The sequence below is a fragment of the Streptosporangium sp. NPDC049046 genome, from assembly GCF_040649155.1.
GTDB lineage: Bacteria > Actinomycetota > Actinomycetes > Streptosporangiales > Streptosporangiaceae > Streptosporangium.
Genome location: NZ_JBEZEZ010000012.1, coordinates 165,049 through 187,470 on the forward strand (window position 1 = coordinate 165,049; position 22,422 = coordinate 187,470).

The window sequence follows — 22,422 nt, forward strand, 5'->3', positions numbered from 1 at the left end:
GCTCCGTGAGCCGTTGACGGAAAAAATCACTTGCCGACCGGCGGTTCCGTGCGAAATCGTCGGCATGTTCCACGCGTGAAGATCAGCAAGGGGATTATCGGTGGTCGGGCCGTACAGAGGGTTGTTCAGCATGCCCGGCGCCAAGGGGTTCGTCGTCGCCGGGTTCTTCGGGCGGATGCCCATGTCGATGCTCGGCATCGGCATCGTGCTGCTCATCAAAGAACTCACCGGCTCCTACGCGACGGCGGGCGCGGTCGCGGCCACCGTCAGCGTCTCCTTCGCCGTCGCGGCCCCGCTGTCGGGACGCCTGGTGGACAGGTTCGGCCAGGCCAGGATAGTCATCCCGTTCACGTTCGCGCACGGCGCCACGCTGACCGCGATGATGCTCTGCGCCGAGTACGGTGCTCCCCTCTGGACGCTCTTCGCCACCGGCGTCATGGTCGGCGCGACCGCGCTGTCACTCGGCTCGCTCGTGCGCGCCCGCTGGTCGCACCTGCTGGCCGGGTCGGGGAGGCTGCACACGGCGTTCTCCTTCGAGTCGGTCGCCGACGAGATCATCTTCGTCGCGGGCCCGGCGCTGGTCACCGCCCTGGCCACCATGATCAACCCGTATGCGGGCCTGGTCGTGGCTCTGACCTGCACGGTCGTGGGCACCATCGCCTTCGCCCTGCAGCGCGGCACGGAGCCGCCCGTTCGCCGCAGGGAGGCGCGCTCCGGCACCCCGATCACCATTCCCGGCGTGGCCCTGATGTCGTGCGCCTTCCTGGCGATGGGTGCGGTGTTCGGCTCGGTCGACCTGATCACGGTCGCGTTCGCCGAGGAGCGGGGTTCCCGGGCCGCGGCCGGACTGCTGCTCGCCTCGTTCGCCGGCGGGAGCCTCGTCTCCGGCCTCTGGTACGGCGCGCGGCAGTGGAGCATCCCGCTGAGCAGCAGGTTCGTTCGCTCGCTCGCGGCGTTCGCGGCCGGTATCACCCCGGTCATGCTCATCGGCGACATCAGGGTCATGGCGGGCGCGCTGTTCCTGGCCGGTCTGGCCATCTCCCCGACCGTCATCACCGGCTACAGCCTGACCGAGCAACTGGTCCCGGCCGCCCTGCTCACCGAGGGCATGGCGTGGATCTCGACGTCGGTCGGGTTCGGCGTGGCGATCGGCGCCTGGGCGGGGGGCAGGCTCACCGACACGTTCGGAGCCTCCAACGCCTACGGGTTCTCCTTCGCCTGCGCCCTGCTCGCCGTCGCGGTCGGCGTCGGCGGCTCCGCCTGGCTGCGAACCCCTGTCGCACAGCAGCAATCGTGAGTATCGTTCATATTCGCTGGAGAAGCACGCGAACACGAACCGGCGGCCCACCTGAGCGTGGGCGGGACTCCCCCGCGAACGGGGCGTCGGCGCCCCCGGCAGGCGGGATGCCGCCCGCCGGGCAGGAGTGAACATGGGCGAGACCTTCCGCAACTGGGCCCGCAACCAGGCCGCCACCCCCGCGGAGGTCCGGGCGCCCTCCTCCGCCGAGGAGGTCTCGCGGGCCGTGCGGGAGGCGGCCGCGGCGGGCCGCCGGGTGCGCATGACCGGCAGCGGCCACTCGTTCACCGCGGTGGCGCTCACCGACGGCCTCCTGCTGCGGCCCGGCGCGCTGACCGGGATCCGCGAGACCGGGGACGGCTGGGTGACGGCCGAGGCCGGGACGACGATCGGCGCACTCAACCGGGAGTTGCACCGGATGGGCCTCGCCCTGGCCAACATGGGCGACATCGACGCCCAGACCGTGGCCGGGGCGATCCAGACCGGCACCCACGGCACCGGCAGGGACGTCGGCGGACTCGCCGACCAGGTGCTGGCGCTGGAGATGGTGCTCGCCGACGGCGAGATCGTCACGGTTCGCGGCGACGGCGAGGGGAGGATCCGGGGGGTGGCCGAGCGGGACCTGTTCGACGCCGCCAGGGTGGGCCTGGGCGCGCTCGGCGTGGTGACCGCGGTGACCTTCCGGGTCGAGCCGGCCTTCCTGCTGCGCAGCGTGCGGGAGCCGATGGCGCTGACCTCGATCCTCGACTCCCTGGACACGCTCGTCACCGGCAACGAGCATCTCGACTTCTTCTGGCTGCCGCACACCGACACCTGCCTGACCAAGCGCAACAACCGCAGCCCCGGACCGGCCAGGCCGCCGAGCGCGCTGAAGTACTGGCTCGACAACCACCTCATGGAGAACACCCTGTTCGGCGCGGTGTGCGGCGTCGGCGGACGCTACCCGCGCGCCATCCCCCGGCTCAACGCGCTCTCGGCCGCGACGCTCTCGGCCTCGTCCTGCGTCGACGCCTCACACAAGATCTTCACGAGCGTGCGGGAGGTGCGCTTTCTGGAGATGGAGTACGCCGTCGCGCGCGAGCACCTCGGCCAGGCCCTCCACGAGGTTCGCGACCTGCTGGAACGGCGAGACTGGAAGATCAGCTTTCCCGTCGAGGTGCGGGTCACCCCGGCCTCGGACGCCTGGCTGTCCACCGCCTACGGCAGGGACTCGGCCTATATCGCCTGCCACGTCTACCGGCCGACGCCGAACCCCGCCTACTTCGAGGGCGTCGAGGAGATCATGATCGGGCTCGGCGGCCGCCCGCACTGGGGCAAGCTGCACACCCGTGACGCGTCCTACCTGGCCGGGGTCTATCCCCGATTCGGTGACTTCCTCGCGGTACGGGACGCCCTCGACCCGGGGCGCGTCTTTTCCAACGACCATCTCGACACCGTGCTGGGGTGACCTTCCCCGGACCTCTGGTGACCGTACGGCCGTCGGCCGGGCACCGTTCCCCCCAATCGGCCGCTTCTCTCCGGCTTTCGGTAAAGGATGTCGCAAAGGCTCGCTCGAAGAGTGACGCGTCCGCGTGTCCCGTCGTTCCCCCGAGGCGTACGAGGGGCAGATTCGCAGACGCCCGCGCCGCTCGACCCCGAGGGAGTCCGCCGGAGATGACCTTCTCCCGCCGTCCATGTCAGCCGCCGCCGCGTCCCGTCGTCACGGAGCGCGACGACCGGCTCCCGCACAACACCGCGATCGCGGCATATCCCACCCGAACCGGCGGACCGGCCTCACCGCCATCTCCCGGTTCTTGGTGGAAGTCCGCAGCGGTTCCCGGAGTTATCCGTGAGAATCCCCTGAGGGCCCGGAAGTCGCTGCTCCAGACCGGTGCCCTGTAATAGATGAATGGAGCAAATGTGACCGGCGTCACATCGCTGCGAGCCCCATCCAGGAAGGCGATGTTCGGACATGCCGGGTACGGTGCTGGCAGGCAACCGGCACACGCGAGAGACTCAAGGGTCCGGGGGAAGATTGAGCACGACGACGAAGGGACTCGCATGCAGGAGCTCCGACTCGTCGCGGTGAGTGAGGACGGGACCTATCTCGTGCTGGCGACAGCCGGCCGGGGTACCCGGTTCACGCTGCCCGTCGACGACCGGCTCCGTGCTGCCGTCCGCGGCAACTTCTCCCGTCTCGGCCAGTACGAGATCGAAGTGGAGAGTCCGTTGCGCCCCAAGGAGATCCAGGCCCGGATCCGTGCCGGCGAGACCGCGGAGGAGATCGCCAACACGGCGGGCATCCCGGTCGAGCGCGTGCGGTGGTTCGAGGGCCCCGTGCTCCAGGAACGTGAGTACATGGCACAGCAGGCGCAGCGCTGCGCCGTACGCCTGCCGGGCGACTCCGCTCCAGGTCCCACCCTCGGCGACCTGGTCGCCGAGCGGCTGACCCGCCGAGGCGTTCCCGCCGACGAGATCGAATGGGATTCGGCCAAGCGGGACGACAACATGTGGCGCATCAAGCTCGGATTCGTGTGGAACGGTCACACGCGCAACGCCGAGTGGCTCTTCGACCCGCGCCGGCGTCACATAACGCCCCACGACGACGAGGCGCTGCGGCTGTCCAGTGGCGAGGACGTCGAGCCGTTCGAGGACACCACGGTCACGCCGTTCGTCCCGCGCGTGGCCAAGCTCGCTCCGGTGCCGTCGCTGGCGCCGGAGCCGCTGAACCAGCCTCCGGTGGCCTTCCCCTCGGTTCTGCGGCACGAGACCCCGGCCCAGCCCCGGCCCGCCTACGCGCAGGCCGACCCCGCAGTGTCTCCGGCGTCTTCGGCGTCCCCGGCGTCCCCGACACCTCAGCCGCCTCAGGCATCCCCCTCGCCCGCGGCCCCTGCCCTGCCCTCTGCGCCCTCTGCGTCTCCGGCGTCCCCGGCCGCCTACCAGCAGCCGCCCATGCCCCCGCTCCCCGCCGGGTACGAGGCTCCAAGGGTGACGGTGCCGCCGCTACGCGCCCCCGACCCCGCCGGATACCAGCAGGAAAGGGCGCCGGAGCCCGTGGCCCAGGACTCCGGTCCCGTCACGCGGGTCAAGCCTCCCGAGCCCGTGCTGCCCGAACCTCCCGCCGCGTACCCGGCTCCGTACGAGCCGGTCGCGCCGGCTTCGTACGAGCCGCTGTCCGCTCCGGAGCCCTCGGCACCCGCCGTCACCTCGCAGCCCTCCGTGACGGCGTCCGAGCCGTCCACGGCGACCACGCCGGAGCAGGCGACCGCCGCACGCGGATCCGCCGCCGCGCGGGGAGACCTCCTTCCCCAAGGGCCCGAGGAGGCGATCCCGGGGCAGGACGGTACGGCCGAGCCCGCCGCGATGAGGGCCGCCGAGACCGAGCGTGCTCCCGAGACGACGAAGGAGTCGCAGGTCACGCCGCCTCCCGAGGCGGCGAAGGCTCCGGAGGCCACGAAGGCCGAAGAGCCCGAGGAGGTCGCGAAGGCTCCGGAGGCCCCCGAGAGCACCGAGAGCGCGAACCCCTCGCCCTCCGCCGCGCCGGAACCGGCCGTGACCGCTCCGGCCGCCGCCCTGTCCGACCCCGCCGACCAGCGTTCCCCCGCGACCGGCAGGGCCACCGAGCAGGTCCCCTCGGAAGCGGAGAAGGAGACCCCCGCCTCCGAACCCGTTCCCGAGACCGGAACGGCCCAGGAGGGTTCGATAGCCGTACCCGCGGCGCGCGTCAGCGTGGACAAGCGGGCCAAGACCGCGCCTGGCAAGCAGGAGACACAGGGGGACACGGGGGCGATGCAGGAGACCAAGGCCGACAAGCCCGCCGCGGAGAAGCCCGCGGAGCCGCCGAAGCCCGCACCGGCTCCGGCCCGGCCCGCCAAGAAGTCCAGGGGGCGGCGCGCGTCCGTGCCCACCTGGGACGAGATCATGTTCGGCGCCCGCCGCCAGGACTGAACCGCACCGCACCGAGGCGGGGGTGACCGGGGTTCCCGGTCACCCCCGCCTCGTCGTCGCAGGCCCTGGACCCGAGGGGCCGTCCACCTCGGCGACGACCCGGGACGCCGGATGCGTGCGGCCGCCCCCACGACCTCGGCGACGGTCGTGGACACGAGGGGGTGAGAGGTCCCCGAGAGGCGGGCCTTCCGGGTTTCGGCGCCGCGAGACCCCGGCCCGCCGCAAGAACGAGAAGGCCTCGGAAAGGCCCCCTCAGGGCGAGAGCCGCCCGCCGGACGGGGAGGGCTCCGGGCTGCCGGAGGTCCCCGGAGTCGCGGGCGCGTGCGGGACGAGGAACGGGGCGAGCCAGGCGGGGGTGACCTCGGCGGCGAAGGCCGGTCCCTCCGCCTCGCCGACGTCGACGGCCGGGTAGCCACCGGTGCCCGCCCCCACGCCCGCGATCACGGTCAGCAGACCGGCGCGACGCTGGAACCAGGTCTGCCTCAGGGTCCAGCCGACCACGGCCCGCTGCTCCACCACCGCCTGGGAACGCCGCAGCGACCCCGACCGGACCGACAGACGGCTCCCGTCGTACGTGTGCCCGAGGGAGCGGTAGCGATCGAGACCGAGCGGGACGCCCAGCAGCGCGAGAAGCAGGGCCGGCACCGCGAGCGCCCACCAGAACCCGGACCACGTCCAGGCGGCCGTCACCGCACACGCGGCGATCACCAGCCACGGGAAGATCGCCCTGAACAGCCTGCGCCTGCGCGCCGCCGGCGGGTGTGGCCGCAGCCCCGAGGCGATCGGGCCGATCGCCTCGCCCACCACCTCGAGCACGGTGTCCCTCGGGGCGACGGGCATCAGCTGGCCCCTGGTCTCCGAGTCGCCGAGACCGGTCACGATCGCCCACGCGCGGCCCAGCCCCGCCCAGCGCTCGGCCGGCCCCTCGACGAACTCGAATCCCCGCACCCTGCGCCGCTCCAGAGAGACGTTCCTGTGCGTGACCAGACCGCGCCCGGCGATCAGGTATCCCTCGGCGGCGCGGAGGGTGAAGTTCCAGTTGAACACCGCGTACATGATCGCGGCGATCACCGGCATCGCCAGGAACAGCAGGATCAGGGCCGCGACGAGCAGGAGCGGATGCCCCCAGAGCCACTCCCCGAAGTCCAGCACGACCCGTCTGTCGACTCTGAGCTCGCTGCCCCACTGGAACGCCGCGCCCACGGCACCGGCCACCAGCGCGAAGGGGGTGAGCAGGTAGGCGCCGGAGAGAGGGCCGTACACGAGCCACTTCCTCGGCATCACGAAGAACACCCGCTCGGGGGTCGTGTCGCCCACCTCGTGGCGGGTGGAGGATCCGGCCGGCTCCTCCCGCACCCCGGCGGACACACCGGATGGATCGGGCGCACCTGCCGCGAGCTCATCGGAGCCGGCACCGGCCGCCGGCGCCGCTCCACGCGCCTGGACGCGTCTCGCCGTCCGGGCACGGGCGTGCCAGAGCAGCACGGCCTTGAGCCGCTCCCCCTCCTCGACGGTGACCCCGTCGAGTTCGCCCTCCTGCTTCTCGTCGCCGCTCGCGCCGGTGTCGATCCTGAGAACGGCGATGCCGAGCAGACGGTGCAGCGGCGGGGCGCTGACGTCGACGCCGCGGATCCGCTCCAGAGGGATCGTCCGCACCGACCTGCTGATCAGTGACCGGGTGAGCTCCAGCCGGTCACCGACGATCTGGTAGGTGAAGGTGAGCCAGCGCGCGGCCGCGAACACGACGGAGCCGACGACCGCCGTCCCGGCCCACCCGAAGGATCCCGGGGAGAAGCCGCCGAGGAACAGCAGACCGGCGAGCGGCAGGAGCAGCGAGGGCAGCATCCGGATCGGATCGGTCAGCAGGACCTTCGGGCTGAGCCTCAGAGGTCTCTCCGTCGGCGGGACTCCCGGTCCTGCTCCCGGTCCGGCCATGTCACCGCCCGGCCCACGCGGGAAACCCGGGCCGCCGCCGGCCCGGCCGTGCGGGACACCGGGCCCGGCGCCACCCTGGAGGTGTGGGCCACCCGGCCCGGCACCGTCTCGGCCAGGTGGGACGCCTGCCGCGCCACCGTCCTTGCCATCGCCCATGTCACCGTCGGGCACATGTGGATGCTCCGGTCCCGCACCGGTTCGGACGGGCGGCGAATGCGGCGCGTCCGGCCCGCCTCCGTCGGGCGCGACCCACGCGCCCGCCTCTGGACCGGCCGGCCCGGTCCGCGGACCGGATCCGGCCGGTGGGCGCTCGCCGGGCGTACGCCCTGCCGGTGGACGATCGGGGGAATCGGGGGAGGAGCCGGTCACGTCGCGTCGTCCCTGAGCTCCTCGGCGCGCCGGGCGAGGCCCTCGGCCAGCTCGGCGGCGACCCCGTACTCAAGACCCTTGATCGTGGACGAGCCCGCGTGCGAGGCGGTGCGGATCTCGACCGTGGCCAGCCCCAGCATGCGCTCGAACCAGCCCTGTGCCTTGTCGACCGTCTGGATCCTGCTGACGGGGACGAACACCCACTCCCTGCTGAGCCACCCGGAACGGGCGTAGACGACGTCCCCGCTGAGCTCCCAGCGGTGCACGGCGTACCGCCAGAACGGCTCGACGAGCGTGCCGGGGATCAGCAGCAACACCATCAGCCACGGCAGCCACCCGATGTTCTCGAGCACCCAGCCGGGTAGCCAGGGCCACCGGTCGTCGGCGATCCACCCGGCCAGGGTGAAGGAGCCCACGACCAGAAGCACGGACCAGAACAGCCCGTCCAGCAGCCACAGAACGATGGCCTTGCGGGAGACCGGGTTGGCGGGGGCGCGAAGGGGAACACCCAGGCGGCGCCCACCCGGCGGATCGCCCGCCTCGGCCCTCTCGCTTCCCCCGAGGGTCGCGCTGTGCTCATCGACTCGGTCGCTCACGCTGTCAGCCTAAACGCTCCTGTCCCGAAGGGCGTTCCGGTCGTGTCACGGAAGGGGCTCCCGCGGACACCGGGGCGAAGGCGGGGCGATTCACCGCCTTCGCCCCGGCCGGAGGTCGAAGAAGTGTCGGTGGCACAGGGCATGCTGGAGATCCGTGACTACGGAGAGGCGTGAACGATGACCTACGCGATCCAGGCCGAGGGCCTGGTGAAGCATTACGGGAAGACCCGCGCGCTCGACGGGGTGGATCTCGTCGTACCGCAGGGACGTCTGCTGGGCGTGCTGGGCCCCAACGGGGCCGGCAAGACCACCGCGGTGCGCGTCCTGGCGACGTTGCTGCGTCCCGACGCGGGCACCGCCAGCGTCGGAGGCTACGACGTGACGCGCCAGGCCCACCAGGTGCGCTCGCTGATCGGCCTGACGGGGCAGTACGCCGCCGTCGACGAGATGCTCACCGGCGTCGAGAACCTGATGATGATCGGCCGCCTGCTGGGCCAGACGCGTGCCGAGTCCCGGGCGCGCGCCGGCGAGTTGTTGAAGCGTTTCGACCTGTCGGACGCGGGAGGACGTGCCACCAAGACCTACTCCGGCGGCATGCGCCGCCGCCTTGACCTCGCCGCCAGCCTGGTCGGCCGTCCTCAGGTGCTCTTCCTCGACGAGCCCACCACCGGGCTCGACCCGCGCAGCCGCACCGATCTGTGGAACGTGGTGCGCGGCCTGATGGCCGACGGCGTGACCGTGTTGCTCACCACCCAGTATTTGGAGGAGGCCGACCAGCTCGCCGACGACATCGTCGTCTTCGACCACGGCAAGGTCATCGCCTCCGGCACCTCCGACGAGCTCAAGGCGACCACCGGCGCCCAGGTCCTGGAGGTGCGCCCCATGCTCACCGAGCACCTCCAGCTCGTCGGCACGATCATGGCCGACGTGCTCGGTGAGATGCCCGACCTCGGCGGGGGCAAGGCCACCGCCGCCGTTCACGACCCCGCCGTCGTCCCCGCGATCGTGCGCCTCCTCGACGACCGGGGCGTCACCGCCTCGGAGCTCGCGCTGCGCAAGTCCAGCCTGGACGAGGTGTTCCTGTCCCTCACCGGCCACCTGCCGGACGAGGACGGTGCCCCCGACGGCGAGGACAGCCCGCGCAAGGAAGAGGCCTTCGCATGACCACGCTGACGACGACCATCCCGCAGGTGGCCGCCAAGCGCGTCACGCCCCTGGCCACGCTGCAGCAGACCATGACGCTCGCCTGGCGCAGTCTGGTCCAGATCAAGCACAACCCGTGGGAGCTGCTGGACCTGAGCATCCAGCCCATCATGTTCCTGCTGCTGTTCACCTACGTCTTCGGCGGCGCCATCTCCGGGTCCACCGGCGACTACCTGCAGTTCGCCCTGCCCGGCCTGCTCGTGCAGAACGCCCTGTTCTACACCCTGTCCACCGCCATCGGCCTCAACACCGACATCACCAAGGGGGTCTTCGACCGGCTGCGCAGCCTGCCCATCGCCCGCACCGCGCCGCTGTCGGGGCGCATCATCGCCGACACCGTCAAGCAGATGTGGGCGTTCGCCCTGCTGATCGGTTTCGGCATGGTGCTGGGTTTTCGGGTGACCACCAGTGTCTTCGGCCTGCTGGGTGCCCTCGCCCTGCTGGTCGTGGTCGCCCTGGCCATGTCCTGGATGTCGGTGCTGATCGGCCTGAAGGCCTCCAGTCCCGAGAAGGTGCAGATGATCGCCTTCTCCACGATGATGCCGCTCACCTTCACCAGCAGCGCGCTGGTGCCCTCCGCCACCTTCCCGTCCTGGCTGAAGACCTGGTCGGACATCAATCCCGTCACGCACCTGGCGGACGCCATCCGCGGTCTTCTCATCGGTGGCGACATCGGCCAGGCCACCCTCTTCTCGCTGCTCTGGGCCGCGGGTTTCGCCCTGGTCTTCGCGCCTCTGGCGATCCGCGCGTTCCGCAGCCACGTCTAATCTGTCGGCAGGCCGGACTCGCGGGGGTGTTCGCGTCCGCCACATGGTGACGAACCGGAATCAGCAGAACCAGGGGTGTGGTCAGGTGCTCGTGGTCCATGGCGCGTGGGTGAACGGGCTCGTGGGTGTCTGGGCCGAGGACACCGCCCAGACCTCGACGTCCGTTTCCCGCGCCGCTCTTCGCCCGCATCCCTTCGCGGCGTCCACGGCCGCGTTGGCCGCGGCCCTGAGCGGAATCGGCGGAATTCCAGGTGATCATTACGGAGAGGCGCTAAATGCCACTCTGAGCAAGGTTTCGGACGCCCCCCTTCCCCGAGGTGCCGACGGGGCCCGCGGGGGCGGGACGGCGCCTCAGGGGGCCGTCCCGGGCATCTCGGGCATCCCCGCCGTCGCGGGCGTCCCCGCCGCCGCACACCTCCCAGGCGTCACGGGCACCGGGACCGTCACGGTCCTGACCAACACCACGGCCGTCGAAGGGGAACTCGTCGTCCTGCTTCCCGGTTCGGCCTCGGGCCCTCTGCCCTCTCCCGAGTCCGGCCTCGCGAGCCGGGCGCGGAGACCCAGGATCTCTGCCTGGCGGGTGCCCGCCCTGCTCTTCCATCCGGCCGACGCGCTTCGTCTGCTCGGCTCGCTGCCGGATCCGGGCCCCACCCCTTCCGATCTCGTCTCCGGGAGCGGACGCGGCGCGGAGGACCCCACGTGGGAGCCCGTGTGGGAGCCCGCCCTCTCCCTGCGCTACCTCGCCGTGGTCGCCGAGCACGCTCGCGGCCTGGTCAGGCGCGGCCGGATTCTGCCTCAGCTCGCCTTCGAGGGGGACGTCCACGCGGCCCGCTGGCGCCCGGTGCTGACCGGCGCCGACCTGGCCGCGCTGCCCGGCCTCGCCGACGCGATGCCACCGGTGTGCAGGGCCGTGGCCCACGAGAGACCTCCGAGGGAGGTGCTGGCCGAGGCACTGGACGGCCTGGTCGACGGCGCGGCGCGGCTGTCGCTGCCCGGCCGGCTCATCCTCGGCAACCGTCCCGGCCCCAAGACCGCCCTGGCCGATCGCTGGCTGTACGCGCTGACCGCCGAGGACGCCTCGCTCCCCGGTGCGAGGCCGGACGAGGTGGCGGCGCTCGGCAAGGCCCTGACCGGCTGGTTCGACGCGGCACACGAGCTGGGCGGGCCGGTCAGGGTCTGTTTCCGGCTGATCGAGCCCGCCGGCGACGGCGACTCCTGGAGGGTCGAGTTCGGCCTCGCACCGGTGGGCGACCCGGACGCCTACCTGCCGGTCGAGCGGATCCGCGCCGGCGAGCGGGCGCCGTGGCTGCCCGAGCGGCCCGAGGAGCTGATCCGCGCCGATCTCGGCCGGGCCGTGCGTCTCCATCCCGACCTCCACATCGCGCTGCGCGCACCCGAGCCGGTCACCCTCACGGTCGAGACGGCGTGGGCGTTCTCGTTCCTCCGCAACGGCGCGCCCATGCTCAGGGCCGCGGGATACGGCGTACGGCTGCCCTCCTGGGCAGGGCGCCAGGGGCTGGGCCTGAAGCTGACCACCCGCGCGCTCACCGGCGGCGAGGGCGAGGGGGCCGGGCTCGGCGGGCGGGTGAGCGTCCGGCTGGACGTCGCCGTCGGCGACCATACGATCGGCGCGGAGGAGCTGGCCGAGCTGGCCGGGCTCCGCATCCCCCTGGTGCGGGTCGAGGACCGCTGGGTGGAGCTGGACGACCAGCAGGTCAAGGCGGCTCTGAAGGTGATCGGGGAGCACGGCGGCGGCGAGAGGACCGTCGGCGAGGTGATCCGCGAGGTCGTGGAGGGCGGCGACGAGAGGCTGCCGCTGATCGCGGTCGACGCCGACGGCCTTCTGGGGGATCTTCTCTCCGGCGAGGCCGACCGCCGCCTCACCCCGGTGCCCACGCCACGGGCGCTGCGCGGGTCTCTCCGCCCCTACCAGGAGCGCGGCCTGTCCTGGCTGAGCTTCCTCTCCGGGCTCGGCCTGGGGGGAATCCTCGCCGACGACATGGGGCTCGGCAAGACCGTCTCCACCCTCTCGCTCCTGCTCTCCGAGCGCGAGAGCGGTACGCCCGCCCCGACGCTGCTGATCTGCCCGATGTCGCTGCTCGGCAACTGGCAGAAGGAGGCGTCCAGATTCGCCCCCTCGCTGCGTGTCCACGTCCACCACGGCGGCGCGCGCAGGCGCGACGAGGAGCTCGCCGCCGCCGTGCGGGAGGCCGACCTGGTCGTCACCACGTACGGCACCGCGCTGCGGGACCTGGGGGCGCTCGCGGGCCTGGGCTGGGAGCGGGTGGTCTGCGACGAGGCGCAGGCGATCAAGAACAGCTCGGCGCGGCAGTCCAGGGCGGTGCGCTCCATCCCGGCCCGCACCCGGCTCGCGCTGACCGGCACGCCGGTGGAGAACCATCTGGCGGAGCTCTGGTCGATCATGGAATTCTGCAACCCGGGCCTGCTCGGCCCGGCCAGGCGCTTCAGGACCCGTTACCAGGAGCCGATCGAGACGCGGCGTGACCCCGACGCCACCGCGGCGCTGAAGCGGGCCACAGGCCCGTTCGTGCTGCGGCGTCTCAAGACCGACCGGTCGATCATCTCCGACCTGCCGGACAAGCAGGAGATGAAGGTCTGGTGCACGCTCACCCACGAGCAGGCCGAGCTGTACAGGGCGGTGACCGGCGAGATGCTGGACAGGATCGACGCCTCCAGGGGCATCGAGCGGCGGGGCAACGTGCTCGCGACCATGACGAAGCTCAAACAGGTCTGCAACCATCCCGCCCAGCTGCTCAAGGACGGCTCACGGCTGGCGGGCCGGTCGGGCAAGCTCGCCCGGCTGGAGGAGCTCGCCGAGGAGATCGTCCAGGAGGGCGACAAGGCCCTGGTCTTCACCCAGTACGCCGCGTTCGGCGCCATGCTGCAGCCCTATCTCGCCGCCCACCTGGACCGGCCGGTGCTGTGGCTGCACGGCGCACTGCCCAAGAACAGGCGCGAGGCGCTCGTCGAGCGCTTCCAGAACGACGACGAGCCGATGCTGTTCCTGCTCTCGCTCAAGGCCGCCGGCACCGGCCTGAACCTCACCGCCGCCACCCACGTCGTCCACGTCGACCGCTGGTGGAACCCCGCCGTCGAAGACCAGGCCACCGACCGGGCCTTCCGGATCGGCCAGACCAGAAACGTCCAGGTCAGAAAGTTCATCTGCCTCGGCACCCTGGAAGAACGGATCGACGAGATGATCGAACGCAAGAAGGCCCTCGCCCAGAGCGTGGTCGGCGCCGGCGAGGACTGGATCACCGACCTGTCCACCGACCAGCTGCGCGAGTTGTTCCTGCTCGGTCCCGGGGCGGTGAGCTGACGTGAACGACTCCGGATCCGGCGACAGGCCGTTCGGCGAGCGGACCTTCGAGGAGCGGATCGGGGACTTCTACTCCCCCGCCGTCTCCCTGCACCGCCTGCGCCCCCGGCCCGACAGCACCGGAGCCCCCGCCGACCTGCTGCTGCGGGCCCTTGAACCACCCGCGGTCAAGGTGCGGCACATCCCGTTGGTCGACCTGCTCAGGAAGCCCTACCGAGAGCTGGGCGGCGACTGAGGCCCTCAGGGCTCACCTCGGATCAGCGATGGGCCACCGGTGGGACGCCGACGAGTCACCGTGGCCCTCGAGCGGTCCGATGAAACTCGTTTTGGAAGTCACTCCAACCCCTTCCATCCCTCGATTTACCCTGATTTCCGGCTTTTTTCCCGCCGCCGAACCTCGCGATCCGGTCTGCGCATCTTCCAGACACGCGTAGCATCATCGGGCATGGGGCAGCCGAAAACGTCTACGCGCCGCCCGTGGCACACCCCGAGAGTGGCGGTGGCCACGGCGCTCGTCGTCATGTCCTCGGGCTGCGGCATGGCCTCCGCCGAACGGTTGCAACTGGAGCCGATCAGCGTCTCCAGTCCTCAGGTCAGAGACGGTGGCCCCCTGCCGTCCGACTACTCGTGCAAGGGTTCGGTCGGCAACCCGCCACTGCGCTGGTCGCGTGTGCCGGAGGGCACGAAGTCCGTCGCGATCGTGGTGGACAGCAACTCCCGGACGGGTGGCGAGGTGAACTGGGTCGTTTTCGACATCGATCCGCGCACCAACGAGTTACCAGAGGGTAGCGTTCCGGTGGGCGCCGTCGAAGGGAGCACGACGAACGGCAAGGTGGGCTATAGCCCTCCGTGCGACGCCCAGGAGAACTATCGTTTCACTGTCTACGCGCTCACCAGCAAGGTCGAGCTTCGTAAGGGAGCCCTCCTCGAGGAGACCTTGAAGAGCATCGCGGACAAGACGATCGCCTGGGGACGGCTCACCGCGGCGCACATCGAGTGACCGGCCAAACACCGGAGGTAGTAATGGTTACCAATTCTTCACTTAGGGTGTGACAACGCTCATAGTGGTCCGACACAATCAGATCCAATGTCCAAGCGCAGGTGATGCATGGGGGAAGGTCGCGTCGATGGCCGCGCGACCTCACCGGCGCCGCTGTAAGGCCATGGCCTTGAGGGTGGTGCAATGATCGCGGTCGTAGTAAGCCTGGTCGCCGTCGTGCTCCTCGTGCTCGTCGTCGTGGCACTGGGAATGCGGTCGATGAACCGCAGAGAGAGCGCCCTTCCCCCGGAGCGTCTGCGGGAGATGGCGGAGAAGGAGGCGCTGACCCAGACCATGTCCAGCGACGACTTCGCCACCAGAGAACCGAAGATGAACCACTTCACCCCCGACCTGACCCCGTTCGACGAGCCGAAGCCGCCGCGCCAGCCGCGGCCGCCGAGCTCTCGGGGCAAGCGAGGGATGAACGAGTTCGGCCAGGTGGACGACTACGACGACGACTACTGGACACGGCTCCAGGCCGACGAGGGTGGTTTCGGAGGATCCCTGGCGGCCCGGATGGGCGCGAGCCGTCCCGTCGAGCAGGAAGGCCAGAAGGTCGATGCCGACGCGGTGACCGTGCAGGCTCCGCTGCCGACCAGGCCCCAGCCGTCCCGCAACACCCCGCAGCGGCCCCCGGCCGCACCGGCCAGGCCCACCCCCGAGCCGGCCATCGCCTCCTCCTCCCTGCCCTCGGGTCTCTCCGACCTGGTCGCCCCGGTCCAGCCGAACCCGGCTCCGACGGCCGCCTCGCTCGCCGAGCAGAAGACCGTGACCTTCGCGGCTCCCACCCCCGGCGCCTTCGGCGAGTCCCGCTCCTCCCGGTCCGGTTCCCGTCGCGGCGGCAGCAGGGCGGCCTCCCAGCCGGCGGCCCAGTCCACCCCGGGCGGCGGCTCGCCCCGGCCCACCTCGGGCGGCGGCACATCCCGGTCCACCCCGGCCGGTGGCCCGTCCCGGCCCGACCCGCTGAACGACCCTCTCGGCGGCCCCTACTCCCGCCGTGGCGCGGGTTCCACGGCGAACGCGGCCTCCCGGCCCGGCGGCGCCGGTTCCCCGGCTTCCCCGGCAAACGGCACCCCCGGCGCCCGCTCCGGTCCCGCCGGTGGCCGTCCAGCCGGTGGCGGCGTCCCGACGCCTCCCCCGATGCCCCCGATGGGCCCCACGACCAGCGGCGGCTTCCCCGCCGCGACCGACCCGCTCGCCGCCTCCTACCGCAACCCGCCGCAGCCGCCCAAGCCCGTCGACAACGTGACGGACAACGCGTGGGCGCAGGCCACCAACCCCTCGTCGGGGGGCTGGCCGGCGGCCAACACCGCCGACATCCTCGACGACCCCGCCCCGTCCTACTCCTCGTACCAGACACCGGTGTACGGCGCTCCGCCCGCGGGCTCGTACGAGGTCAGCTCGGGCTGGGCCACCTTCGAGGACGACGCGGTCACCGGCCCGAGCCCGGCGGTCTCCACCTCCACCGGTCCTTCCAAGACCTTCTCCCCCACCCCTGAGCGTCCGGCCGACGCGCGGGGCGGGGCGGCGGGCGGATACGGCTACGAGCCCCGGCCCGCCACCCCGGCCAGCCCGGCCGCGTGGCCCGAGCCCGGCACCCCCAACGGGAGCGACGCGACGAGCTGGCCGAGCTACGGCGAGCTCTACGGCACGGCACCGACCCCCGAGGCCGCGGCCTCGGGGGCCACCGGCACCGACGCACGAGGCCGGGCGAACTCGCGCGGCAACCACCACCGGGTCCAGGAGCCCGACTTCCCCGACTATTACCGCTGATTCTTTCCGTCCTCCGTAAAGGCCTCGGGTAAACACCCAGGTGTCGCGGGGCAGCACCGTAAGGTCTGCCCCATGGAGACGGACACGAAGAGCGACGGTGTTCTGACAAAGAGTGGCCTTGGCGCCGTACTGAGGCATGATCTGCCCGCCTCCCTGGTGGTCTTCCTGGTGGCCCTGCCCCTCTCACTGGGCATCGCGGTCGCCTCGGGAGCGCCACTGGCGGCGGGCCTCGTCGCCGGCGTGGTGGGCGGCGTGGTGGCGGGTTTCCTGGGCGGTTCCGTCGTGCAGGTGAGCGGGCCCGCGGCAGGGCTCTCCCTGGTGGTCGCCGATCTTGTGGTGACGTACGGCTGGCGGGCCACCTGCATGATCACTTTACTCGCGGGCGTTCTGCAACTACTGCTGGGTCTCTGCCGGGTCGCCCGTTCCGCGCTCGCGGTCTCCCCCGCCGTGGTCCACGGCATGCTGGCGGGGGTGGGGGTGGTGATCGCCCTCGCCCAGTTGCACGTGGTGCTCGGCGGGAGCCCGCAGCGCTCCGCGATCGAGAACCTGATCGAGCTGCCCCAGCAGATCATCCACAACCACACGCACGCCGTCTTCGTCGGCCTGCTCACCATCGCGGTCCTGATCGCCTGGACGCGCCTGCCGCAGCAGTTGCGGACCATCCCCGCGCCGCTGGCGGCCCTGCTCGCCTCCTCGGTGACCGCCTGGGCGCTCGGCTGGGAGGTCACCAGGATCGATCTGTCGGCCGGCCTGGACGCCTGGGCCGGACCCGTCTGGCCCAAGGGCGACTGGCACGGGATCATCGGGGCGGTGCTGCTCGTGGCCCTGCTGGCCGGGGTGGAGTCGCTGCTCTGCTCGGTGGCGGTCGACAAACTGCACGACGGCAGGCGCTCCGACCTCGACAGGGAGCTCACCGGCCAGGGCGTGGCCAACATGGTGACCGGCGCGCTGGGCGGACTGCCCGTGGCCGGGGTCATCGTCCGCAGCACCACCAACGTCCGTGCCGGTGCCCGAAGCCGCTGGTCCACGATCATGCACGGGTTCTGGATCCTGTTGTTCGCGGTCGGGCTGGGATGGATGATCGCGCTGATCCCGATGGAGGCGCTGGCCGCGCTGCTGGTCTTCATCGGTGTGCAGATGGTCAACATGGGGCATCTGCGCAACCTGCGCGGCCACAGCGAGGTTCCGGTGTACGTCGTCACGATGGCCGGGGTGGTGTTGCTCGGCCTCGCCGAGGGCGTGCTGGTCGGTTTCGGCCTCGCCGCACTGTTCGCGTTGCGCCGCCTCACCCGGGTGACCGTGCGGGCGACGGCCGAGCCGGACGGCCGCTGGCACGTGGTGATCGGCGGCTCCCTCACCTTCCTGGGGGTGCCCACGCTCACCTCGGAGTTGCGTGCCATCCCCGCGGGGACCGCGGTCGACCTCGATCTGAACATCGACTTCATGGACAACGCGGCCTTCGAGGCCATTCACAACTGGCGGAACGAGCACGAGCGCGGCGGCGGGACCGTGGACATCGACGAGATCCATGACGAGTGGTACGCCATGGCGGCCAGCGGGGCCAGGGTGTTCCCGGCCAAGACCCCGCCGCGCGCCCCCGACCGGTGGTGGTTGCCCTGGTCGCACCGGCGTAACGGGCAGGGGACGGGCCGCGGGCCGCAGGCCGCCGCCCGGCAGGCGCCCCGCGGCGACAGTCCCGCCGTGCCCAATCTGCTCGCCGGGGCGCGGGAGTTCCACCGGCGTACGGCACCGCTGGTCCGCCCTCTTCTGCACGACATGGCCCGCGGGCAGGAGCCCTCGCATCTCTTCATCACCTGCGCCGACTCCCGCATCGTGCCGAACCTGATCACCGCCAGTGGCCCCGGCGACCTGTTCACCGTCCGCAACATCGGCAACCTGGTGCCCCGGCTGGGGTCGGTACCGGCGGACGACTCGGTGGCGGCGACGATCGAGTACGCGACGAACGCGCTCAACGTCCGCACCATCACGGTCTGCGGGCACTCGGGCTGCGGGGCGATGGCCACGATGCTCAGCGGCGGCGAGAAGGCGGCGGATCTGCCCGCGCTCGGCCGCTGGCTGCGCCACGGCAACCACACGCTGGCGCGGTTCATCGCGGGTGAGAGCGCCGGTGAGGACGACGGACCGCTGGACCGTCTCTGCCGGGTCAACGTGATCCAGCAGTTGGAGAACCTGCGGACCTACCCGCAGGTGGACCGGCTGTTCCGCGCCGGGCACCTGGAACTGGTCGGCCTGTACTTCGACATCGGCACCGCCCGGGTGCACCTGCTGGAGCACCCCCCGATCGCGAGCCGTCTGCTCTGAGCGGACGGCTTGCGCCGGGGGTGAACGCCGGTAGCCGCGCACCTGCCGGGCGCCCAGGATGGGGCGCATGAGAATCCTGATCATCGGTGGCTCGGTCTTCCTCGGCCGGGCCATCACTCAAGAGGCGCTGCGGCGCGGGCACGAGGTCACGACGTTCAACCGGGGGCGCAGCGGGGTGGACCTGCCGGGCGTGGAGGCGGTGAGGGGCGACCGCGAGGTGCCGGAAGACCTGGACCGCCTGGTGGAGGGCCGGGAGTGGGACGCCGTCGTCGACGTCATGGGCAGGGTCCCGAGGGTGGTCGGTGAGTCGGTGCGCAGGCTCAACGGCCACGCGGGCGTCTACACGTACATCTCCAGCATCTCGGCGATCGCCGACTTCCCGGTGCGGGAGTGCGACGAGAGCTCGCCCCGATACGAGTGCGCCCCGGACGCCGGCCCGCAGGACGGCGACTACGGCACGCTCAAGGCGGGGTGCGAGCGGGCGGTGGAGGAGGGTTTCGAGGGCGAGGCGCTCATCGTCCAGCCGGGTCTCATCCTCGGCCCGTACGAGGACGTGGGCCGCCTGCCCTGGTGGCTGGACCGGATCTCCCGGGGCGGGCGGGTGCTCGCGCCCGGCGACCCGGACCGCGCGATGCAGCTCATCGACGTCCGTGACCTCGCCGCGTTCGTCCTCGACCGCACCGAGGCCGGCAAGGCCGACCGCTTCCTCGCCTCCGGGGTGCGGGGCAACATCACCTACGGCGGCTGGCTGGCCGAGTGCCGGGCGGCGACCGGCTCGGACGCCGAGTTCGTCTGGGTCGACGACCGGTTCCTGCTCGACCGCGAGGTGGCGCCGTGGAGCGAGTTCCCGGTTTGGGTGCCGGCCGGGGCCGACTTCGCCGCGGTCTGGCTGCCGTCGTCGGCGAAGGCCATCGCGGCCGGGTTGACCTGCCGCCCCGTCGCCGAGACCGTCCGCGACACCTGGGCGTGGCTCCGCGACGTCCCTCCCGCGGAGCGCTCGTTCCGCAACCACGGCATCGATCCCGAGAAGGAGGCCAGGATTCTCGCCGAATGGGCATAGGGATCCCCATGGAGATCCAGATCACTTTCGACGCCAACGACCCGCCGTCGCTCGCCGCCTTCTGGGCCGAGGCCCTCGGTTACCGTCTTCAGCCGCCCCCCGAGGGGTTCGGCAGCTGGGAGGCATGGGAGGAGGCCGAGGGCATCCCCGAGGAGCGGCGCTCCAACTGGTCGGCCATCGTGGACCCGGCCGAGGGACGGCCTCGCTTCTACTTCCAGCGCGTGCCCGAGGGGAAGACCGCCAAGAACCGCGTCCATCTGGACGTCAACGTGGGGGGCTCACCCGGCACGTCGCTGGAGGAGCGCCGCGAGCGCGTGAAGACGGAGGCGGGACGGCTCGTCGCTCTGGGCGCCGTCGAGGTCCGCACGGCGGAGGAGAACGGCGAATACTGGAGCGTCATGACCGATCCGGAGGGCAACGAGTTCTGCCTGCAATAAGCGTGCATTTCTACGCATACATCATGCTGGTGGACGCATAGATTCATGGCTGTCCGGCTCCGTCCCCCGAATGCCGGACGGCGGTCCACGTTTCCGGGGCCACAGGTGGAGGGCGGCCGATTCCGCCCTCCACCACCCCTTCACCCGTGCCGTGTCATGCGCGGCGGGTGTGCCTCATCGTCCAGTTGGTCTCCCAGGTCTTCTCTCCGTCCGCGGAGAACGCCTGCTCCCACAGGGCCGAGGTCGGCGTGATCTCCGACCAGGTGTATCGCATCCGGACGGGTGTGCCCTCGTAGGTTTCGTCGCCGGAGAACACGCCCTTCCCGTCGGTGAACCGGCCGAAGACGGGATTGTGGAGGACGCCGGTCTCACTGTTGACCCAGTAAATCGCCCAAAGTTCGCGTTCGACGTCAAAGGTTCGTATCGACGCCCCTTTGAAGCCCTTCGTGGGGAAGGTGATCTCGTCGAAAACGCCCGCGCCGTCGAAAAAGCCGTGGCAGACGGCGACGCTGGGGAACTCCTCCCACTCGTCGTCCCCGCTCAGCGGCTTGAGGAGCCTGCGGTTGTCTATGTCCCAGGTGCCGTGCAGGAAGTCGAAATCACTGTTCATGCTGAGATGTTAAAGCCGTTTCACGACATTCCCAGCCGGTCGGGCAACAGAATTTCCCGCCCGCGTGGACGTTGCGTGGCTCCCCTATGCGAGGTACCGTCACGGCCCTCAGGCTTCGTTTTCTCATACGACATCTAACAAACGGACGCTTTTCACCTGACGGGGCATACGGCTCAGGCCGCCACATACGCATACGGCACGGAGGTCAACGATGACTGGGTGGCACGCGTTACGGGAGGAAATGGTCTCGCGAGTACGCACCCGCGGGATCAGCCAGGCCGTGGCCGACGCGTTTCTGGCGGTGCCACGACACGTTTTCCTGCCCGAGCTTCCCGCTCAGGCCGTCTACCAGGACGACGCGATCGTGACCAAGCGCGACGCGGACGGCCTTCCGATCAGCTCCTCCTCCCAGCCGGCGATCATGGCTCTGATGCTGGACCAACTCGGGGTGGAGCCGGGACAGCGGGTGCTGGAGATCGGGACCGGGACGGGATACAACGCCGCCCTGCTCGCCCACCTGGTGGGGCCCGAGGGAGAGGTGGTGAGCGTCGACATCGACCCCGACCTGGTGGCGCTCGCCGGGGAGCACCTGTCGGCCGCGGGACACCCCGAGGTGAGACTCGTGTGCGGCGACGGATCCGAGGGGTTCGCACCGGGGGCGCCCTACGACCGGGTGATCGCCACCGTGGGCGTGTGGGACCTCGCCCCGGCCTGGCTGGAGCAGCTCGCGCCCGGCGGACGCCTCGTCGTTCCACTGGACCTGCGCGGGGTGCAGCGCTCGGTGGCGATGGAACGAGACAACGGACACTGGACGAGCCGCTCGGTGCTGCCCTGCGGGTTCATGCGGATGCGCGGCCCCTTCGCGGGCCCCGAGACGACCCTGGTATTGGACCGGGAGTCCGACCTGATGATCTCACTGCCCGAGGCGGGCGAGATCGGTGACGTGCTGGGGGCGCTCGACGGGCCGGTGGTCGAGCTGTCCACCGAGATCAGCGTCAGCCTCCCCCAGCTCCTCGACGGGTTGAGTCTGTGGCTCGCGGTGCACGAGCCCCGCTGGTGCACGATCTCGGAGGCTCGGCCCGGGTGGCTGGCCTCGCCCCCGCTCGACACGACGGGGTTCAGGATGGCCGTCGGCATCGTCGAGGGCGACAATCTCTGTCTGCTGGAGCCGTCACCGGACGGAACCCTGATCGCGCGCGGCCACGGGCCCGACAGGGTGCGGCTGGCGCGTGAGATGGTCGCCCACATCCAGGCGTGGGACATGGCGGACCGGCCCATGACGACAGGGCTCCACATCGACGCCTACCGGGGCGCCCCTCCGCCCGGCGTACTGGTTCTGCGCAAGCGCCACACCACCCTGGCCCTGTCGTGGCAGGACTCCTGACCTTCGCCTCCCGCGGACCCCGGCCGACGGCCCACGACCGCGCGGAGACCTGACCACCGAGCCCTGGGCACCGATCCGGCGCCCAGGGCTCTCTCGCGTTCAAGCGGCCCGGAGGGCGGCACCGGGTCCCGGAATCTCCGGCGGAAAGAAAAAAATCACACCGTTTCCCATCGCCCCGGCCCGATGGGGAAAAAGCCCAGGCCAGCCCATGGGTCCTTATTCCGAGGAGTTTCGGAGAGAAGATTCCCACCGGTCGAGTGAGCCCGCGTTTCCGCAGGTCAGAGCAAATGTGAATGTACCTTTCACGTTTGCCTAGCCCCGATCGCATGGGTAAGGATGAGTCATCTTCCAGCCGGGCCCCCG

General features: G+C 71.2%; 16 protein-coding genes. 13 read left to right on the forward strand and 3 right to left on the reverse strand.

Annotated elements, in window-relative coordinates; genetic code table 11:
• Positions 1-100 precede the first annotated feature (100 nt).
• The 3 genes from AB0B96_RS19305 to sepH all read left to right on the forward strand — a co-directional run bounded on the left by AB0B96_RS19305 (position 101) and on the right by sepH (position 5,224).
• Positions 101-1,297: an MFS transporter gene (locus tag AB0B96_RS19305; protein ID WP_362900314.1), complete on the forward strand. Its 1,197-nt coding sequence runs from the start codon at positions 101-103 to the stop codon at positions 1,295-1,297.
• A 133-nt stretch (positions 1,298-1,430) separates the two neighbouring features.
• Entirely contained in the window at positions 1,431-2,744 is a 1,314-nt protein-coding gene (locus AB0B96_RS19310) for a D-arabinono-1,4-lactone oxidase (protein WP_362900316.1), read from the forward strand.
• A gap of 593 nt (positions 2,745-3,337) precedes the next feature.
• Positions 3,338-5,224, forward strand: a complete 1,887-nt coding sequence (sepH, locus tag AB0B96_RS19315; RefSeq protein WP_362900318.1) for a septation protein SepH — start codon at positions 3,338-3,340, stop codon at positions 5,222-5,224.
• Between the two features lie 252 nt (positions 5,225-5,476).
• Here sepH and AB0B96_RS19320 read toward each other — a convergent pair whose 3' ends face one another.
• Both AB0B96_RS19320 and AB0B96_RS19325 read right to left on the reverse strand, forming a co-directional pair.
• The gene (locus tag AB0B96_RS19320; RefSeq protein WP_362900320.1) at positions 5,477-7,159 is read right to left on the reverse strand and encodes a PH domain-containing protein; all 1,683 of its coding nucleotides are present in this window, start codon (positions 7,157-7,159) and stop codon (positions 5,477-5,479) included.
• A gap of 365 nt (positions 7,160-7,524) precedes the next feature.
• Positions 7,525-8,124 carry a PH domain-containing protein gene (locus AB0B96_RS19325; protein WP_362900321.1) on the reverse strand — a complete coding sequence of 200 codons (600 nt, stop codon included), beginning with the start codon at positions 8,122-8,124 and terminating at the stop codon, positions 7,525-7,527.
• Between the two features lie 177 nt (positions 8,125-8,301).
• Here AB0B96_RS19325 and AB0B96_RS19330 point away from each other — a divergent pair, with 177 nt between their 5' ends.
• The 9 genes from AB0B96_RS19330 to AB0B96_RS19370 all read left to right on the forward strand — a co-directional run bounded on the left by AB0B96_RS19330 (position 8,302) and on the right by AB0B96_RS19370 (position 20,065).
• Positions 8,302-9,288: an ATP-binding cassette domain-containing protein gene (locus tag AB0B96_RS19330; RefSeq protein WP_362900323.1), complete on the forward strand. Its 987-nt coding sequence runs from the start codon at positions 8,302-8,304 to the stop codon at positions 9,286-9,288.
• A complete protein-coding gene (locus AB0B96_RS19335; RefSeq protein WP_350946631.1) occupies positions 9,285-10,094 on the forward strand; it encodes an ABC transporter permease in 810 nt (269 codons plus the stop codon). The genes AB0B96_RS19330 and AB0B96_RS19335 overlap by 4 nt, the downstream gene beginning before the upstream one ends.
• An 85-nt stretch (positions 10,095-10,179) precedes the next feature.
• Complete coding sequence (locus AB0B96_RS19340) at positions 10,180-13,434, forward strand: DEAD/DEAH box helicase (protein WP_362900326.1); 3,255 nt, start codon at positions 10,180-10,182, stop codon at positions 13,432-13,434.
• 1 nt (position 13,435) lies between these two features.
• On the forward strand, positions 13,436-13,669 hold the full coding sequence (locus AB0B96_RS19345) for a hypothetical protein (protein WP_362900328.1): 234 nt from the start codon (positions 13,436-13,438) through the stop codon (positions 13,667-13,669).
• A 210-nt stretch (positions 13,670-13,879) separates the two neighbouring features.
• Complete coding sequence (locus tag AB0B96_RS19350; RefSeq protein WP_350946628.1) at positions 13,880-14,434, forward strand: YbhB/YbcL family Raf kinase inhibitor-like protein; 555 nt, start codon at positions 13,880-13,882, stop codon at positions 14,432-14,434.
• Between the two features lie 183 nt (positions 14,435-14,617).
• Positions 14,618-16,246 carry a hypothetical protein gene (locus AB0B96_RS19355; protein ID WP_362900330.1) on the forward strand — a complete coding sequence of 543 codons (1,629 nt, stop codon included), beginning with the start codon at positions 14,618-14,620 and terminating at the stop codon, positions 16,244-16,246.
• 72 nt (positions 16,247-16,318) lie between these two features.
• Entirely contained in the window at positions 16,319-18,568 is a 2,250-nt protein-coding gene (locus tag AB0B96_RS19360) for a bifunctional SulP family inorganic anion transporter/carbonic anhydrase (RefSeq protein WP_362900332.1), read from the forward strand.
• A 67-nt stretch (positions 18,569-18,635) separates the two neighbouring features.
• Complete coding sequence (locus tag AB0B96_RS19365; RefSeq protein ID WP_362900334.1) at positions 18,636-19,628, forward strand: NAD-dependent epimerase/dehydratase family protein; 993 nt, start codon at positions 18,636-18,638, stop codon at positions 19,626-19,628.
• Positions 19,619-20,065, forward strand: a complete 447-nt coding sequence (locus AB0B96_RS19370; RefSeq protein WP_350946624.1) for a VOC family protein — start codon at positions 19,619-19,621, stop codon at positions 20,063-20,065. Before AB0B96_RS19365 ends, AB0B96_RS19370 begins: the two co-directional genes overlap by 10 nt.
• A 154-nt stretch (positions 20,066-20,219) precedes the next feature.
• Here the strand turns inward: AB0B96_RS19370 and AB0B96_RS19375 are convergent, their stop codons facing one another.
• A complete protein-coding gene (locus AB0B96_RS19375) occupies positions 20,220-20,675 on the reverse strand; it encodes a hypothetical protein (RefSeq protein ID WP_350946623.1) in 456 nt (151 codons plus the stop codon).
• A 211-nt stretch (positions 20,676-20,886) separates the two neighbouring features.
• Here AB0B96_RS19375 and fxlM point away from each other — a divergent pair, with 211 nt between their 5' ends.
• Positions 20,887-22,059 carry a methyltransferase, FxLD system gene (fxlM, locus tag AB0B96_RS19380; RefSeq protein ID WP_362900337.1) on the forward strand — a complete coding sequence of 391 codons (1,173 nt, stop codon included), beginning with the start codon at positions 20,887-20,889 and terminating at the stop codon, positions 22,057-22,059.
• Positions 22,060-22,422: the final 363 nt, after the last annotated feature.

Excerpts from the sequence above, each read along its gene's own strand:
- AB0B96_RS19355 (WP_362900330.1), top strand. The coding sequence starts at position 14,618 with ATGATCGCGGTCGTAGTAAGCCTGGTCGCCGTCGTGCTCCTCGTGCTC.
- AB0B96_RS19335 (WP_350946631.1), top strand. The coding sequence starts at position 9,285 with ATGACCACGCTGACGACGACCATCCCGCAGGTGGCCGCCAAGCGCGTC.
- sepH (WP_362900318.1), top strand. The coding sequence starts at position 3,338 with ATGCAGGAGCTCCGACTCGTCGCGGTGAGTGAGGACGGGACCTATCTC.
- fxlM (WP_362900337.1), top strand. The coding sequence starts at position 20,887 with ATGACTGGGTGGCACGCGTTACGGGAGGAAATGGTCTCGCGAGTACGC.
- AB0B96_RS19320 (WP_362900320.1), bottom strand. The coding sequence starts at position 7,159 with ATGGCCGGACCGGGAGCAGGACCGGGAGTCCCGCCGACGGAGAGACCT.
- AB0B96_RS19360 (WP_362900332.1), top strand. The coding sequence starts at position 16,319 with ATGGAGACGGACACGAAGAGCGACGGTGTTCTGACAAAGAGTGGCCTT.
- AB0B96_RS19310 (WP_362900316.1), top strand. The coding sequence starts at position 1,431 with ATGGGCGAGACCTTCCGCAACTGGGCCCGCAACCAGGCCGCCACCCCC.
- AB0B96_RS19350 (WP_350946628.1), top strand. The coding sequence starts at position 13,880 with ATGGGGCAGCCGAAAACGTCTACGCGCCGCCCGTGGCACACCCCGAGA.
- AB0B96_RS19375 (WP_350946623.1), bottom strand. The coding sequence starts at position 20,675 with ATGAACAGTGATTTCGACTTCCTGCACGGCACCTGGGACATAGACAAC.
- AB0B96_RS19370 (WP_350946624.1), top strand. The coding sequence starts at position 19,619 with ATGGGCATAGGGATCCCCATGGAGATCCAGATCACTTTCGACGCCAAC.
- AB0B96_RS19365 (WP_362900334.1), top strand. The coding sequence starts at position 18,636 with ATGAGAATCCTGATCATCGGTGGCTCGGTCTTCCTCGGCCGGGCCATC.
- AB0B96_RS19330 (WP_362900323.1), top strand. The coding sequence starts at position 8,302 with ATGACCTACGCGATCCAGGCCGAGGGCCTGGTGAAGCATTACGGGAAG.